Origin of the sequence: Mesorhizobium sp. M0408, assembly GCF_040321495.1 — a bacterium.
Classification (GTDB): domain Bacteria; phylum Pseudomonadota; class Alphaproteobacteria; order Rhizobiales; family Rhizobiaceae; genus Mesorhizobium.
The window spans coordinates 312,264-327,494 of record NZ_JAMYRO010000003.1 but is presented as its reverse complement, the minus strand read 5'-3'; the positions used below and the strand labels follow the sequence as shown (position 1 = coordinate 327,494).

The window sequence follows — 15,231 nt, the reverse complement described above, 5'->3', positions numbered from 1 at the left end:
TCACCACCGTGCCATGGCCGCTCGCCCCTCAGAGCAAGCCCCGTTCTCTCTCCAAAACTTTTTGCAGAACCTTCAGCACACTATCCACTTCGGAATGGTGTCCAACCCGGACCCATAGGTAACAGCATCTCTCATCGCGCCGGTAATGGCTTAAGATCGCGGGCCTATGCAGCCTTCCGCCACAATTGGCTCACGCTCAGCCACACCGCCGAAACAAGGAAGTAGAGGGCGCCTACTGCGGCATAGCCGGCCACGTTGGTGATCGATGGCGGCATCGGCATCCGCGCCTGCGCGATGAAAAACGTGCCTGCCAGTGCTGATTGCCCTCCGCTCAGGACCATCGCCCACTGCGCACCAGAGCTCTTCCAACGGCGGACGGCGGTGCCGAGTTGAAGCAGGCCGGACAGGATCGCCCATAGGCCGAACACGCCCAGCACCCAATTCATGCTCATCTTCAGCGCAACAACGACCGCGAGCGTTGTCGCCACACTGACCACGACGTTGATGGCCTGGGTGCGATTCTGTCCCAATCCTCCGCTGCGCGATGCGTCGACAAAATTGGCCAGGGCATCCCACGCAGGATAAGCCACGAGTAACACCGCCGCGACCACCCCGGAATTCTGTCCCACCGTAAAGGCAGCCGCCACCCAGGCAGCCGAGAACGCCGTCCGAGCGAAGTAATAGAGCTTGAGCCATTGTTCCTGGCTGGCGCGGGAAAGATCGCCATTGTGAACCGTCATTGGATCGTCCTTTCGACTAGTAGGTAGGGACTCTCGACGAACGTCGCAGAGTCGTTACGCCTATGGTTAGTTGAGGTCTTAGGGTCGTATCTGGAGGGAACGCAGAGCGAGCCGCTCCAGGAGCGGGCCTGTCACGACGCCGAATATCTTCGGATCGTCATAGGCCCGTGCTGAAAGCATCGCGCCGTGAACGGTCGCCATGAACGCTTCAGCCTCGGCACGAGGGGTACTCATCAGTCGAAATTGGCCGTGCCGCGCACCGCGCTCCATCACCGATGTCAGCCAAGCCGACAGCGAGCGGAAATGCGCCCGGACCTCAAGGCCAACTTCCTTGGGCAGCACGGGGAGCTCGCTTGCCAACAGCGCGCAGATACAAAACGGGGCGCTGGCGTTCGCGATGCAGGCTTCCCAATACCCGGCATAGATCCGCAACTGTTCGAGCGGATCGGATTCGTGAAGTTCGACATTTGCCATCCCCGCTTCAGTTTCTTCGCGATACCGCGCAACCAGCGTCCGAACCAGATCGACCTTGCTTGGGAAATGGTGATGGATGCTCGCCTTACGGATCCCGACCACTTCAGCAATGTCGGCATAACTGAAACCGTTGTAGCCGCCAGCGACGATCAGTGAGCGTGCACAAGCCAGGATGTCATCAGAGGTGGTAGACAAGTTGCTCATGCTTTTACCTACCTTCTGGTAGGATGGCAGTCAAGCCTCCTTGCAACGCGAGTAGCGTGAAATTGCGTGGCTATGGCGTAGACGTCATTCGATCTTCATTGTTTTCGGCCCGCCATCCATTCAGAAAGCTCCGGGTGTTTGTCGATCGAGGTAGCCATCCCACTTCGAGGACGAGGCAACAGCCTCCGGCCGACCGGACCACCGCTAATCGCCGTGCAGCACTAGGCGTTTGCACCGACTGCGCTATCTCCCCATCGTTAGCTTGTTCTATCGCTGGTTGAAGACTGGGAGGTTTCCATGGATCGGCGACTATTTTTGACAGGAATGTTTGGCATTGCCGGGGCCGCGGCCCTTGCAAGCACAGTTCGGCCAATCAACGCAGTGGCCGGCGTTCCAACTGCCAGAAGCGGCATTCTCGATGAACTCGAGGCGCCGGATGTCGAGACCTTCGACGACGACGAAACTCAAGCAGAGTTGCAACCAGTCTATCATCGCCGGTGGCACCGGCCGCGCCGGCGCCGCCGGCGCGCTTGGAGAAGGGTCTGTCGCGTTTACTGGCGAAATGGCTATCGGCGCAGGCGGTGCTTCCGCAGGCGCGTTTGGGTCTGGTTTCGATTCTAGCAACTGGCCGGCTTGAACCCTGGCCATCGCGGCCGGGGTTTTCGCCTCAGGCGGCCGTTAGCGCCCTTAGGGAGCTTTCCTAAGGGCGCGGAGGAGGCTGACGGTGTTTGCAGGTTTCAGAGCCACCAGCCTACGACTGGACGATACGACGATTTTCGCAAGGGTCGGAGGCACCGGTCCGCCGCTGCTGCTTCTTCACGGTTTTCCAGAAACGCATCTGATGTGGAGGGATATCGCCGCAGCCTTGGCGCCCCGCTTCACGGTGGTCGCCGCCGACCTTCGAGGCTATGGGCAAAGCGGATGTCCGATTTCCTCTGCCGATCATAGCCCATACGCCAAACGCGCCATGGCCGGCGACATGGTTCAGGCCATGAAGCAAGTGGGGTTTGAGCGGTTCATGGTTGCCGGGCATGATCGTGGCGGGCGGGTTGCCTATCGCCTGGCGCTGGACCATCCCGACAAAGTGCTCAAGATCGCCGTCCTCGACATCATCCCCACCGCCGCAACATGGGATCGGGCGGATGCCAGACTGGCGCTTGGCTTCTGGCCCTGGAGCCTTCTTGCCCAGCCGGAGCCCCTGCCGGAGCGTCTGATCGGCGCGGCTCCCGATGCCGTCGTCGACGATGCAATAACGCAGTGGGGATCGTCAGCGAAAATGGTCTCCAAAGAGGTCAGGAACGCCTATGTTGATGCGCTTCGCGATCCCGCGCATATTCATGCCATCTGCGAAGAGTATCGCGCCGCTGCGACGATCGATCGTGAACATGACGCGTTGGACCACGCAAACGGTCGTCACATCGACTGTCCGCTACTGGCGCTATGGAGTGGCGAAGGCGCCCTGGAGAACTGGTATGCGCAAGAAGGCGGGCCGCTGGCCATCTGGAGGAAATGGGCCGACAGAGTGGCAGGACGCGCTGTCCAAGGCGGGCACTTTTTCCCGGAAGAGCACCCCGACAAGACGGCAGCGGCTCTCTCGGAATTCTTTGAAGACAAACAGGTCGGTCAGCACAGAGTATTGTAGAGGTCACATGCTTCAGTTACGCGGAACCTCGGGAGCGCTTCGCGGCCTGAGATCGAGAACCCTCCGGAAATCCGCCTGTCCGGCATCAACGTGCTTGATAAGGGAATGAAGGCGATCTCCACGGCCGCGCCTCTGATATGCAGCCTCATGTTTGTCGGAAGTTGCGCATCGCCTTTGCCGGCATCCTTTGATGCTGCGAAATACGACAAGATGAGTTGCGTCGAGCTCAACGTGGCGATGGGCGCTGTCGCCGACGAAATGTCGGCGACAGCCATCGCTCGTGGCAAAGTCGTCCACACCAACATTCCGGGCTGGCTGTTGGGAGGGCAGCGTGTCGCCTCGACCGTAGCTGCCCGCCAGAGTGCGAAGATCGAGCGCTTGCGGCAGCAGGAGGCTGCGATTGCCGCAGCGAGACGAAGCCGGTGCTAATCGTCTCTTAGCCGTTCGATAAAACGCCTCTTATGGATATGCCGATCGCGGATCGCCTGCAGCCTGCGAGCAAAATCGTGGGTCGTGCCACATTCCTCGGCGATTGCCTTGAGGTCGAGCAGAAGGCTGGCGGCCTCATCGTAGCCGGGAGGGTTGCGGCGTTCGATCTCGCTCTCCACCTCACGCCAGACGCTTTCGCCGCGCCGCGAGAGCGCATCGAGCCGAATACGGCGGGCGCGCGCCTCTTCCGCCGCCTGCCGTTTTCTTTCAGCCTCTCGTTGCTCCTCCTGCGCGCGCTCGCGGGCCTGACGGATCGCCTCGGCACGGGCTCGCAGTTCGCCGGCCGAGCGCGGAACAGTGGCCATGGGGCTTCCAACAGAGACTTTCAACATCGAGCGATTCCGGACGAACGCCCGAAGCTCGTTTTCAACATGCCGATCGCCGTCGACGAGACGAACGAGCAGCGTCGTCTTTTCATGATCGGACAAGGCGCCGACTGAACGCCGGACCATATCCGGCGACAATTCCGTTCTCGTGCCGGCGGGACGCTCGGCCGCCGCAGCGACGAGGTCGGCGTCGAGCTGAAAGAAGCGCGCGAAAGCGTCGAGCGCGGGCGTCATCGGGCCGATCCCCGGCAAAGGCTCCGCCTCGTCCGGCTTGACGGAACCGATCTCGGCCGCCTTCAGCCACAGCAGGTAGAAAAGCCTCAGATCGCCGCCGAGCACGTCGGCGCGCAGCGGCGCCAGTGCTTCGAGCCAGTGCGAGTCGTCGTCCCAATTATCCCAATCGTCCGCAGGTTCCAGTTCTTCGCACAGGATGTCGACGATCAGGTTCTCGCCGGACGTGCTGATCTCGAGGCAATCGCCCGCATGCAGGAATCCCTCGAGACGCTGCCGGTCGATTAATCGCGCTGGAAACCGGATCATCAGCCGGTGGGTGCCCCAATTCGCCAAATAGAGATGAAGATCGAACCAACGCCGCATCAACGCGACCGGATCGCCTTTGAAGTCGCCCCACTCGTAGAAATTCGTGAAGCTCGTGGCCGTAATCCGCGCCCGCGTCGACAAATCGCGCAAGTCCCGGCGATCCGCTTCGCTGAGTGGGCGGTCGACCGCCCGAAACTCGTAGTATTGATATTCGCTCATGGTTGCTTGGCTGCTGGCCGATCCTCGTCCCACAGGTCAGTTCAGGATAGAGCTGTGTCGAGATCGAACTTGCCCCGTCTGGCACTTTCTGCACAGGAATTTGCCGTTTGTGCGGACGAACTGTTGAAAGGCAGCCGGCCTGTCGTAGATTTGGCAAGCGCGAACGGCAGCGAGGATGCCATGAAGAAGGAAGAACTGGACTCCGTCCTTGGCCGGGGCAAGCCCGGCTTCGATCTCGGTCCGATAGAAGATCAACTACATGCCGTGGCAAACGAGCAGCAATTGCCGGATGTCGCAATCATTCACTGCATAGCGAGGATTGAAGAATCGGCTCCCGCGCTGCGTGCCGTCGTCACAAGAGCGGCCGAAGGAGAGGCTCTGTCGCGGGATGATCAGATGCTGCTCTTGCGAGGCATCTACATTCTGGGCGGCGCTCGCGACACTAGAACGTTCGGGCCCTTGTTGCGCCTGCTGCGCCGGCCGGGACGCGACCTCGATGACCTGCTCGGCGACGTGGTGACCGAGAGCATGGCGCGTATCGTCGCCGGCGTATTTGATGGCGACGCCGACGCTTTGTTCAGCTTGATCAGCGACCGCTCCGTCGATGAATTCGTCCGCGATGCAGTTTTGGGCGCAGCGACCTTCCTGACCTGGGAAGGCCGCATCAAGCGTGACCGAATGCGAGATTTTCTCGAGCGATTCCACACCGAGAGGCTGGCCGATGACGACGATTTCGCCTGGATCGCCTGGCTGGGGGCGATCGCCCTGCTTGGCTTGCGCGATCTGGCGTCACTTGTTCACAGCGCATGGAACGACGGCCGCATCCCCGAAGGGGTAATCGACCGCCGCGATTTCGAAGACGATCTCCTGGCCGCCGAGCAAAGCCCAAACGACATCGATCGATTCGAGCGCGCCGCTCTCGGCTATATCGACGACGTGCTTGAAGCGTTGGAATGGACCAGCCACCTTGAGTATTTTGGCGAGGAAGATTGGCAATCGCCCTTGCCGGAACAAACTTGGCTCGACGAGTTGTCGAGATTGACAGCGCCGGTCACAAATCCTTGGCGCCATGTCGGACGCAATGATCCGTGTCCCTGTGGAAGCGGCAAGAAAGCAAAGAAATGCTGCCTGGCAAACTAACCTGTTGCAGTGTCGCGCAATTGCGAGTTTGATTTTTGGCTACCCTCACGCCGATCCACCGGATTGATGCGCAGCGATCGCGCCGAGGAATATCTCGCCGAAATCCTTGAGCTTGGCGGCGCCGACGCCGTTGACCGCGGCGAAGGCGTCCAGATCACGCGGGCAGCGTTCGGCCATATCGATCAGTGTACGATCCGAAAAGATCACGAAGGCCGGCACCTGGCGTTCCCGGGCAAGACGCAGCCGCACAGCCTTGAGCGCGGCCAGCAGCGCCGAATCCAGACCTTCCGTGCCCGCTGCGGCATCCTCAGGACGTATCTTGCCTCGCAATGACTGGCGCGCGTCCACGCGATACCGGAACGAGGCCTCGCCCCGAGCCAGCGCACGGCCCTTCTCGGCAATGGCGAGGCCGCCATGGCCGGCTGGGTCCAATGTCAGGAACCCTCCCGCGACGAGTTGGCGGAGCAGCGACAGCAAGAAACTCTTTTTATGCGCCACACCGGTGCCGAAGCTGGCAAGCCTGTGGTGGTTCCTGGCCAGGACCTTCTCGGTCTCATGGCCGAGCAGGACATCGACGACATGGGCGACGCCGAAGCGCTCGCCGGTCTGTGCGATCGCCGCCAGGATGAGCCGTGCCTCCGCCTCACCATCCGCATGCGGCGCCTGGTCGAGGCAGTTGTCGCAATTGCCGCAAGGCGAAGCACTTTCGCCGAAATAGCCAAGCAGGATCTGACGGCGGCACTGCGTCGTCTCGCAATAACCGATCAGCGTATCGAGTCGGCCATGCGCGCGCCTTTTGTGCTCAGCCGGCGCATCCTCGTCTTCGATGAAAAGCCGGCGCATGCGTATATCGCCGAGACCGAAGAGCATATGTGCCTCGGCCGCCCGCCCGTCGCGGCCCGCCCGCCCGATTTCCTGATAATAGGCCTCCAAGCTGCCCGGCAGGTCGGTGTGGAAGACATAGGCGACGTCCGGCTTGTCGATCCCCATGCCGAAGGCGATGGTCGCCACCATCACCACGCCGGACAAGGTCATGAAAGCATTTTGATTCGCTTCACGCGCGTCCTTGCTCATGCCGGCATGATAGGCGAGCGCGCGTACGCCGTTCCGCTCGAGGAACGCCGCCATCTCTTCGGTCTTTTTGCGTGACAGGCAATAGACGATCCCGCTGCGGCCCGCATGGCGCTGCACGAAGCCGAGCAGTTGGCGCTTGCTGTCCTGCTTGGGCTCAATGCTTAGCTTGATGTTCGGCCGGTCGAAGCCGAGCACCACGGTATCGACGCGCCCGTCGAACAGTTGCGCGGCAATGTCGGTGCGCGTCGTCTCGTCCGCCGTCGCCGTCAACGCAATGATCGGCACTTTCGGGAAGATATCACGTAGTCTCGACAATTCTTCGTATTCGCGCCGGAACGCCGGTCCCCATTGGGAGATGCAATGTGCCTCGTCGATGGCGATCAGCCGGACATCGAGCTTGGTCAACGCCTCGAGCATTCGCACCGTCATTAGCCGCTCCGGTGCAAGATAGAGCAGGCGCGTCTGGCCTGCCGCGACACGGCGCCATGCAGCGACATTGGCGTCGCGGTCGAGCGAGGAATTGATCGTATCGGCCGCCACGCCGGCAAGGCGCAATGCGGCGACCTGATCCTGCATCAGGGCCACCAGCGGCGAAACGACAATGGTGAGCCCGCCCAGCACCAGCGCCGGGACCTGGTAGCAGAGCGATTTGCCGGCGCCGGTCGGCATGACAGCCAGCACATGATGCCCGGCCAGCAGCGCCTCCATCACGGCCGCCTGGCCGAGACGAAAATCATCGAAGCCGAATACATCCTTCAGGACGCGCCGCTTGGAATCCTCTGCCGGGATGCTCGCTGCTACCTGCATTACAGAACTTTCGGGGATACGACCTGCCGAAATTCCCCGGCGAATCGCCAGGTGATTGCCTGGACAGCAGATTCGAACATTTATCGACCCCTCTGGTCCTGTCCGCGGCACCGCCTGAGGCGAACTTCTCTCTCATTGGCCGATATCAGACCGTCGTTCCAGCCCCTATTCGCTTTGGCTGTGAATATCGCACCGCCTCGGAGCGGTTAATCCTATCTTCACTATCATTCGGCAGGTTCAGGTTCTGCGGTGATGTTTTGAGTACCGCGGCGCCACAAGCGCCCAGGCAACACGCCCGCGTCTCTCCGGAGGCGCGGGTTTTTTTCTGAGAACCGGCTGCCTGATCTTCGGGCCCGCAGCTCAGTCGAGGAAATCGGCGCGGTGTGGCGTGAAGCTGTCGACCAGCCGTCCCGCCTGCAGCGCCTTGACGCCATGGACAAGGTTGGAAGGAACGATGAAGCTGCTGCCGGTTTCCAGGACCTCGGTCCTGCCGTCGATGGTGACTTCGAAGCGACCTTCGGCGACGTAGCTCGCCTGGACATGCGGGTGCGAGTGCAATGCACCGACACCACCCTTGTCGAAACCGAATTCGACCATCATCAGTTCATCCGTGTGCAGGAGCACGCGCCTGCGGTTGCCATCCGGCGTCGGCGTCCACGCAGCCTCGCCGGCATGCGAGAAGATTTTGGTTCCGGTCATCGCCAAACTCTCACCTTTTGTTGTTCATCGTGCCAGCCAGCCGCCGTCCACCGGCACCACCGCGCCGTGCATGTAGTTGGACGCTGGCGCCAGCAGGAAGACGGCTGCGTCGCCGATGTCTTCCGGCGCGCCCCAGCGGCCGGCCGGAATGCGCGCCAGGATCGAAGCGCTGCGGTCGGGATCGGTGCGCAGCGCCTCGGTGTTGTTGGTCTCGATATAGCCGGGCGCAATGCCGTTGACGTTGATCCCCTTTGCAGCCCATTCGCACGCCAGCAGCCGTGTGATGCCGAGCACGCCATGTTTGGAGGCGGTGTAGGAGGCGACGCGGATGCCGCCCTGGAAACTCAGCACCGAAGCTATGTTGACGATCTTGCCGCGCCGTCCAGATTCGGCAAGCACGCGCCTGGCAAAACTCTGGCTGAGGAAGAACACCGTCTTCAGATTGACGCCGATGACGTCATCCCAGTCGGCTTCGGTGAGGTCGACCGCATCGGCACGCCGGATGATGCCCGCATTGTTGACCAGGCCGTCGAGCGGCCCGGTGTCGTCCCAGACGCGGTCAAGCATCGCCTGGGCGGCGGCATCGTCGCCAAGGTCGCAGCGGACCGCCTCGAAGCGCCCGCCGGCCGCTTCAATCCTCTCCGCCGTCTCGTCCATCGCCGACCGGCCGACGCCGACCACCGCGCCACCGGCGCGCGCGATCGACACGGCGATGCCCTGGCCGATGCCGGTATTGGCGCCGGTAACGAGGATGCGCTTGCCGGCAAGGCTGAACGCAGAGAGGTCGCTCACTTGAGCTCCTCCATCGCCACCAGGTCGACATCGGTATAGTCGACATTGTCGCCGGCCATCGCCCAGATGAAGGCGTAGTTCGAGGTGCCGGCGCCCGAATGGATCGACCATCCCGGCGACAGCACCGCCTCCTCGTTGCGCATGACGAGATGGCGCGTTTCGTCCGGTTCGCCCATGAAGTGAAACACCCGCGCCGCCTCCGGCAGGTCGAAATAGAGATAGGCCTCCATGCGCCGGTCATGCACATGGCATGGCATGGTGTTCCAGACGGAACCGGGGGCAAGCTGCGTCATGCCGACGACAAGCTGACAGGTCTTTACGCCATCGGCATGGATGAACTGGAAGATCGAGCGCTCGTTGGAAGTCGCCTGGCTGCCGAGATCGAGCCGCTTGGCATCGCCGATGCGGATCAGCCGGTTGGGGTGGCCCTGATGCGCCGGCGCGCTGAGCAGGTAGAACTTAGCCGGCTCAGCCGGATTGGTCGCAGCGAACGACACCTCATCGGTGCCCATGCCGAGATAGAGCATGTCGCGCGCCTGCAGCTCGTAGGATTGGCCGCCGGCTTTCACGACGCCTGCACCGGCGATGTTGACGATGATCATCTCACGGCGGTCGAGAAAATTCTTGGTCCCGGTCGGCTTGATCGCCTGCAGCGGCAGCGGTGCGCCGGCGGGCATGGCGCCGCCGATGATCATGCGGTCGTAATGGGTGTAGGTCAGGCTGATGCTGCCGGGCCGGAACAGGCCTTCGATGAGAAAATTGTGACGGAGCTCGTCCGTGCCCATCGCCGCGGCAGAAACAGGGTCGATGGCGAAGCGGGAGGTGAAATCCGTATGATTGTCAGTGTGATTCATTGCTGTCCCATGGGGCTGCCTCAATTGCTTATTCAGTTGCCGCGGCCTTGACCGAGTCGGCATAAAAAATCTGGCGCGCGTGCAGGCGCTCGCGATAGCGCTGCTGGCTGGCACCGAGATGCGCGCGCATCGCCTCCCGCGCCGCTTCGGCATCGCCTGCCGAGATGGCGTTGAGGATCATCAGGTGTTCGCGCTGCAGGCCGCGCTGGTAGGCGTCGGACTGTGCGAACTCGGTCGACCAGGGCGAGGTCACATCGCAAGGAATGGCGCGCCGGCCGAGCACGTCGAGCATCTCGACATAGAACGGATTGTTGGTGGCGCTGGCGATTGCGCGGTGGAAGGCAAGGTCGGCCGGTCCAGTCGGCTCGCTGTTGAGGAGCAGCCGTTCGAACTCGAAGAAGGCTTCCTGGATTGCCGCTTCCTGCGCGGCGTTGCGCCGGATGGCGGCGAGCCCGGCGGATTCGATCTCGATCGCCAACCTGACTTCGAGCACGTTGAGGGCAATCGAATCCTTGCTGCCCATCTCCGCTGCCAGAGCACCGAACGCTGTCGAGATATGTTCGGTGACGAAAACGCCGGCGCCTTGGCGCGGCTCGACCAGGCCGTCCGCGGCAAGCTTGGCCAGCGCCTCGCGTATCACGGTGCGGCTGACCCCGAAGGTTTCCGTCAGCTGGCCCTCGGTCGGCAGCTTTTGCCCAGGCTGGATCTCGCCCGCCTGCAGCTGCTTGCGGATCGCCGCGACGACGGTTTCCGAAAGCTTCGGTCTTCGTTCGACGCGGAGCCCGACGGCAGTGTCCGATGCCATGTCGCACCCCCTATTTGAAGACGCTCGGCAGCCATAGCGAAATGGCCGGAATGTACGTGACGAGCGCCAGCACCACGAGGCCTGCGCCATAGAATGGCCAGATCGAGCGCATCGATTCCCAGACGGATATCTTGCCCACTGCGCATGCCACGAACTGCACTGCGCCCACCGGCGGCGTGTTCAGCCCAATGCCGAAATTGAGGATCATGATGACGCCGAAATGCACCGGATCGACGCCGTAGGCCTGCGCCACGGGCAGGAAGATAGGCGTGCAAATGATGATCGTCGGCCCCATGTCCATGAACGTGCCGAGGAACAGCATCAAGAGGTTGAGCAGGAGAAGCACAACCAGCGGATCGTCCGAGATCGCGTTCATGGAGGCTATCAACGCTGCCGGCACTTTCAGGAAGGCCATCAGCCACGAGAACGCCGCCGCCATGCCGATGATGAGCAGCACCATGGCCGTGGTGCGCACGGCGCCATGGGTGGCATGAACGAACCCTTCCCAGGTCATCTGCCGGTAAACGAAGACGGTCACGAGCAGCGCATAGATGACGGCGATACAGGAACTCTCGGTGGCGGTGAAGACGCCCGATCGCACGCCGCCGAAGATGATCGCGATCAGCAGCAGGCCGGGCACGGCGACGGCGAAAAGATGCGCGACCGCGGTGAAGCCCGGAAACGCCTCGGTCGGATAGCCGCGGGAGCGCGCCACGATATAGGCGGTGACCATCAGCGACAGGGCCAGTAGCAGGCCCGGGATGATACCGGCCGTGAACAGATCGGCGATGGAGATCTTTCCGCCTGCCGAGATCGAGTAGATGATCATGTTGTGCGACGGCGGCAGCAGCAGCGCGATCAGTGCCGCCATCGACGTGACGTTGACGGCGTAGTCCGCTCCATATCCACGCGCCTTCATCTGCGGGATCATCAGGCCGCCTACCGCCGCTGCCTCCGCAACCGCTGAGCCGGAAATGCCGCCGAACAATGTAGCGGTTGCAATGTTGACCTGGCCGAGGCCGCCGCGCAAATGGCCGACGAGCGAGCCGGCGAAGGCAACGATCTTGCTGGCGATGCCGCCGCGCACCATCAAGTCGCCGGCGTAGATGAAAAACGGAATGGCCAGCAGCGAAAAGACGCTCATGCCGGAATTCAGGCGCTGGAACACGATCAGCGGCGGCAGGCCCATATAGAGGACGGTGGCCAGGCTTGCGACGCCGAGGCAGAAAGCGATCGGCGTGCCGATAAGCATCAGCAGGGTGAAGACGCCGAACAGAATCCACAGTTCCATGGCGTCAGACCTTCACGTTGGCGGTGTCGAGTTCGGCCGCGACTTCGGCCGGCGGCAGTTCATCGAGGGCATCGTCGATCGGCGCGCCGGAGAGGCGAAGCACGATGCGCTCCAGCGTGAAGAGCACGATGAGCGCGCCTCCCGCGACAAGCGGGACATAGTCCCAGCCCCCCGATATGCCGAGTGACGGCAAGACGGAGCCCCAGGTCAATGCGACCAGCTGGCTGCCGTACCAGATCATGCCGATGCCGAAGGCGAGCGCGACAAGATCCGAAATCATCCGCAGCCAGCGCTTGCCGCCTTTCGGCAGCACGTAGAGCAGTACGTCGAAGCCAAGATGGTAGTTCTCGCGCACACCGACGGCAGCGCCGAGGAAAATGAACCAGCTCATCAGCATCACCGAGCCGGGCTCGGTCCAGCTCGGCGAACGGTTCAGAACATAGCGGCCGAACACCTGCCAGGCGACGAAGGCGGTCATCAGCACCAGCCCGATGCCGGCGATCGACAGCGCCGCCGTGCTGACGCGCGACATCACTTGCGCGACGCCGGACAGGAGCGGTGTTGGTCTTGGGCTGGAAGTCACCGGTTTTCTCCCCAGGAGGATGGCGGCACGGAATGTCCGCGCCGCCGCTTGATCACTGCACGGCCTTGATGGCTTCGACCATGGCCTTCAGCTTGTCGTCCTTGACGTGCTTCTCGTAGACCGGCCCCATCGCGTCGATGAAGGGCTGCTTGTCCGGCGTCGTGATCTGCGAACCGGCCGCCTCGACCTTGGCGCGCGATTCCTTGACCTTGGCGGTCCACAGCTCGCGCTGCTTGGCGACGCTTTCCTTGGCGGCCGCCTTGAAGATCGCCTGGTCTTCCGGCGTCAGCTTGTCCCAGCTCGACCTCGCCATGACGAAGGCTTCCGGCACCATCGTGTGCTCGTCGAGCGAATAGTACTTGGCGACTTCCGCATGCTTGGCGGTGTCGTAGCTCGGAAAATTGTTCTCCGCGCCGTCGATGACTCCGGTCTCGATCGCCGAATACACCTCGCCATACGGCATCGGCGTCGCGTTGGCGCCGAGTGCCGCCACCATGTCGACGAAGATGTCGGACTGGATGACGCGGAACTTCATGCCGGCCATGTCGGCTACGGTGTTGATCGGCTTCTTCGAATTGTAGAAGGAGCGCGAGCCGCCGTCGTAAAAGGCGAGCAGCACCAGCCCGACCTGGTCGAACGCCGCCGCGATCTGGTCGCCGATCGCCCCGTCCATGACCTTGTGCATATGCTCTTCCGAACGGAAGATATAGGGCAGCGAGGGCACGGTGGTCTCGGGGATGAGCCCGTTGAACGGCGCCATCGAAACGCGGTTGAGATCGATCACGCCGGTGCGCACCTGCTCGATCGTGTCCTTTTCCTCGCCGAGTTGCGCGGAAGGATAGATCTCGACCACATAGCGGCCGGCCGTGCGCTCCTTCACCAGCTCGCCGAAATATTTGACCGCCTCGACCGTCGGATAGCCATCCGGGTGGGTGTCGGACGAGCGCAGGACCGTCTGGGCGCTTGCCGATCCGGCCAGCAGTGCGGCGGCAAGTAGCGTAGCTCCCGCCAGTCTTGAAAAATGCAGCATTGGTTTCCTCCCGTTTGGACGATGGCGGCAAGCGCCGTTAGAGCCGGTACGCCTTTTTCGCGAGCGTATAGGCAAGTTCCTGCGCCAGCTCGTGCGCCTCGTCTTCGCCGAGCCGATGCTCGGCGACGAGACGCGCCAGAAAAGCGCAATCGACCCGGCGCGCCACATCATGGCGGGCCGGTATGGATGGAAAGGCGCGGGTGTCGTCGTTGAAACCGACGGTGTTGTAGAAACCGGCGGTTTCGGTGGTCATCTCACGGAACCGGCGCATGCCTTCGGGGCTGTCGTGGAACCACCAGGCCGGCCCGAGCTTCAATGCCGGGTAGACGCCGGCGAGCGGCGCCAGCTCGCGCGCATAGCTGGTCTCGTCGAGCGTGAAGAGGATGATGGTGAGGTCGCGCTCCAGCCCGACGCAGTCGAGCAGCGGCTTCAGCGCCGTCACATAGTCGGTTCGGGTCGGAATATCGAAGCCTTTGTCCCTGCCGAACTTGTGAAAGATAGAAGGCGAATGATTGCGCCAGGAGCCGGGATGGATCTGCAGGACCAGCCCGTCGTCGCGGCTCATCTTGGCCATCTCGGTCAGCATCTGGGCGCGGAACAGCTTTCGCTCGCGCTCGTCGTCCGAGCCCCGGCGGATGCGGTTGAACAGCTCCTGCGCGGCGGCATCCGAGAGATTGGCGGTTTCGGCCGTCGGATGGCCGTGATCGGAGGAAGTCGCGCCAAAGCTCTTGAAGAAGGCGCGCCGCTGGCGATGCGCATCGAGATAGCCGGCCCAATTGCCGGTATCGCAGCCGGTGATCTCGCCAAGCCGGTCGAGATTGGCCGAGAACCCTTCGAAGTCGGGATCGACGATCGCATCCGGCCGATAGGCGGTGACGACGCGGCCCTCCCAGCCGCTGTCGCGGATCATCTGGTGCCATCTGAGATCGTCGAGCGCGCCTTCGGTCGTTGCGATGACTTCAATATTGAAGCGCTCGAACAGCGCTCGCGGGCGAAAATTCTCCCACTGCAGCAAGGTCGAGATCATATCGTAATGGCGGTCGGCGGTTGCGGCCGTCAGCGGCTCGTCGATGCCGAACAGATGGGCAAGCACATGGTCGAACCACAGCCGGGTCGGCGTGCCGCGGAACAGGTAATAATGCTCGGCGAAGCACCGCCAGATCGTTCTGCCGTCGGTTTCCACCGGCGAGCCGTCAAGCGTCGGCACACCAAGCTCCTCAAGCCGAACGCCCTGGCTGAACAGCATGCGGAAAATGTAGTGGTCCGGCACGATCAGCAACTGCGCCGGATCGGGAAACGCCTCGTTGAGCGCATACCAGCGCGGATCGGTGTGGCCGTGCGGGCTGACGATCGGCAGGTCCTTGACCGCGGCATAGAGATCGCGGGCCAGCGAACGCGGGCGGGCCTCGGCGGCAAACAGCAAGTCCGGATCCGTCAATGCGGCCACGCAAATCCTCCCAATCCGGACATCGGTACGGTTGGAAAGAAATAATGTCAACATACAAAAACTTGGTTGTTGTAT

Annotated in this window: 15 protein-coding genes; 3 read left to right on the top strand and 12 right to left on the bottom strand. The window is 62.4% G+C overall.

Going from position 1 to position 15,231, the window contains the following annotated elements; translation table 11 throughout:
• Window positions 1-164: 164 nt before the first annotated feature.
• Together NKI67_RS05590 and NKI67_RS05585 are read right to left on the bottom strand one after the other, a co-directional pair.
• Window positions 165-740 (bottom strand): DUF308 domain-containing protein, encoded by a 576-nt coding sequence (locus NKI67_RS05590; protein WP_352644671.1) that lies wholly within the window; start codon window positions 738-740, stop codon window positions 165-167.
• A gap of 78 nt (window positions 741-818) precedes the next feature.
• Complete coding sequence (locus NKI67_RS05585; RefSeq protein WP_352594355.1) at window positions 819-1,418, bottom strand: TetR/AcrR family transcriptional regulator; 600 nt, start codon at window positions 1,416-1,418, stop codon at window positions 819-821.
• Between the two features lie 724 nt (window positions 1,419-2,142).
• Between NKI67_RS05585 and NKI67_RS05580 the strand changes: the two genes are divergently transcribed.
• Entirely contained in the window at window positions 2,143-3,060 is a 918-nt protein-coding gene (locus tag NKI67_RS05580; protein ID WP_352644669.1) for an alpha/beta fold hydrolase, read from the top strand.
• A gap of 210 nt (window positions 3,061-3,270) precedes the next feature.
• Complete coding sequence (locus tag NKI67_RS05575) at window positions 3,271-3,489, top strand: hypothetical protein (RefSeq protein WP_245274746.1); 219 nt, start codon at window positions 3,271-3,273, stop codon at window positions 3,487-3,489.
• On the opposite strand, the gene NKI67_RS05570 is transcribed toward NKI67_RS05575, so the two are convergent.
• On the bottom strand, window positions 3,486-4,634 hold the full coding sequence (locus NKI67_RS05570) for a hypothetical protein (protein WP_352644667.1): 1,149 nt from the start codon (window positions 4,632-4,634) through the stop codon (window positions 3,486-3,488). The genes NKI67_RS05575 and NKI67_RS05570 overlap by 4 nt on opposite strands.
• A 69-nt stretch (window positions 4,635-4,703) precedes the next feature.
• Between NKI67_RS05570 and NKI67_RS05565 the strand changes: the two genes are divergently transcribed.
• Window positions 4,704-5,774, top strand: coding sequence for a DUF1186 domain-containing protein (locus NKI67_RS05565; RefSeq protein ID WP_352644665.1), 1,071 nt, complete (start codon window positions 4,704-4,706; stop codon window positions 5,772-5,774).
• Between the two features lie 45 nt (window positions 5,775-5,819).
• Here NKI67_RS05565 and recQ read toward each other — a convergent pair whose 3' ends face one another.
• The 9 genes from recQ to uxaC form a co-directional block, all read right to left on the bottom strand.
• Entirely contained in the window at window positions 5,820-7,655 is a 1,836-nt protein-coding gene (gene recQ / locus NKI67_RS05560) for a DNA helicase RecQ (RefSeq protein ID WP_352644663.1), read from the bottom strand.
• 360 nt (window positions 7,656-8,015) lie between these two features.
• Entirely contained in the window at window positions 8,016-8,354 is a 339-nt protein-coding gene (locus NKI67_RS05555; protein ID WP_352636897.1) for a cupin domain-containing protein, read from the bottom strand.
• Between the two features lie 24 nt (window positions 8,355-8,378).
• Window positions 8,379-9,146, bottom strand: coding sequence for a 2-dehydro-3-deoxy-D-gluconate 5-dehydrogenase KduD (gene kduD, locus NKI67_RS05550; protein ID WP_352644661.1), 768 nt, complete (start codon window positions 9,144-9,146; stop codon window positions 8,379-8,381).
• Window positions 9,143-10,000 (bottom strand): 5-dehydro-4-deoxy-D-glucuronate isomerase, encoded by an 858-nt coding sequence (kduI, locus tag NKI67_RS05545; RefSeq protein ID WP_352644659.1) that lies wholly within the window; start codon window positions 9,998-10,000, stop codon window positions 9,143-9,145. Before kduI ends, kduD begins: the two co-directional genes overlap by 4 nt.
• A 28-nt stretch (window positions 10,001-10,028) precedes the next feature.
• Window positions 10,029-10,805 (bottom strand): FadR/GntR family transcriptional regulator, encoded by a 777-nt coding sequence (locus NKI67_RS05540; protein ID WP_352618125.1) that lies wholly within the window; start codon window positions 10,803-10,805, stop codon window positions 10,029-10,031.
• Between the two features lie 10 nt (window positions 10,806-10,815).
• On the bottom strand, window positions 10,816-12,096 hold the full coding sequence (locus tag NKI67_RS05535; protein WP_023678089.1) for a TRAP transporter large permease: 1,281 nt from the start codon (window positions 12,094-12,096) through the stop codon (window positions 10,816-10,818).
• Window positions 12,097-12,100: 4 nt separating this feature from the next.
• Complete coding sequence (locus NKI67_RS05530) at window positions 12,101-12,628, bottom strand: TRAP transporter small permease (protein ID WP_023719697.1); 528 nt, start codon at window positions 12,626-12,628, stop codon at window positions 12,101-12,103.
• A 103-nt stretch (window positions 12,629-12,731) separates the two neighbouring features.
• Window positions 12,732-13,709 carry a TRAP transporter substrate-binding protein gene (locus NKI67_RS05525; protein WP_352594362.1) on the bottom strand — a complete coding sequence of 326 codons (978 nt, stop codon included), beginning with the start codon at window positions 13,707-13,709 and terminating at the stop codon, window positions 12,732-12,734.
• Window positions 13,710-13,746: 37 nt separating this feature from the next.
• Window positions 13,747-15,156 carry a glucuronate isomerase gene (uxaC, locus tag NKI67_RS05520; RefSeq protein WP_352594363.1) on the bottom strand — a complete coding sequence of 470 codons (1,410 nt, stop codon included), beginning with the start codon at window positions 15,154-15,156 and terminating at the stop codon, window positions 13,747-13,749.
• Window positions 15,157-15,231 lie beyond the last annotated feature (75 nt).

Bases quoted from the DNA above. Each gene is read 5' to 3' on its own strand.
- NKI67_RS05590 (WP_352644671.1), bottom strand. From the start codon at position 740: ATGACGGTTCACAATGGCGATCTTTCCCGCGCCAGCCAGGAACAATGG.
- NKI67_RS05585 (WP_352594355.1), bottom strand. From the start codon at position 1,418: ATGAGCAACTTGTCTACCACCTCTGATGACATCCTGGCTTGTGCACGC.
- NKI67_RS05575 (WP_245274746.1), top strand. From the start codon at position 3,271: ATGAGTTGCGTCGAGCTCAACGTGGCGATGGGCGCTGTCGCCGACGAA.
- NKI67_RS05570 (WP_352644667.1), bottom strand. From the start codon at position 4,634: ATGAGCGAATATCAATACTACGAGTTTCGGGCGGTCGACCGCCCACTC.
- recQ (WP_352644663.1), bottom strand. From the start codon at position 7,655: ATGCAGGTAGCAGCGAGCATCCCGGCAGAGGATTCCAAGCGGCGCGTC.
- NKI67_RS05555 (WP_352636897.1), bottom strand. From the start codon at position 8,354: ATGACCGGAACCAAAATCTTCTCGCATGCCGGCGAGGCTGCGTGGACG.
- kduI (WP_352644659.1), bottom strand. From the start codon at position 10,000: ATGAATCACACTGACAATCATACGGATTTCACCTCCCGCTTCGCCATC.
- NKI67_RS05540 (WP_352618125.1), bottom strand. From the start codon at position 10,805: ATGGCATCGGACACTGCCGTCGGGCTCCGCGTCGAACGAAGACCGAAG.
- NKI67_RS05535 (WP_023678089.1), bottom strand. From the start codon at position 12,096: ATGGAACTGTGGATTCTGTTCGGCGTCTTCACCCTGCTGATGCTTATC.
- NKI67_RS05530 (WP_023719697.1), bottom strand. From the start codon at position 12,628: ATGTCGCGCGTCAGCACGGCGGCGCTGTCGATCGCCGGCATCGGGCTG.
- NKI67_RS05525 (WP_352594362.1), bottom strand. From the start codon at position 13,709: ATGCTGCATTTTTCAAGACTGGCGGGAGCTACGCTACTTGCCGCCGCA.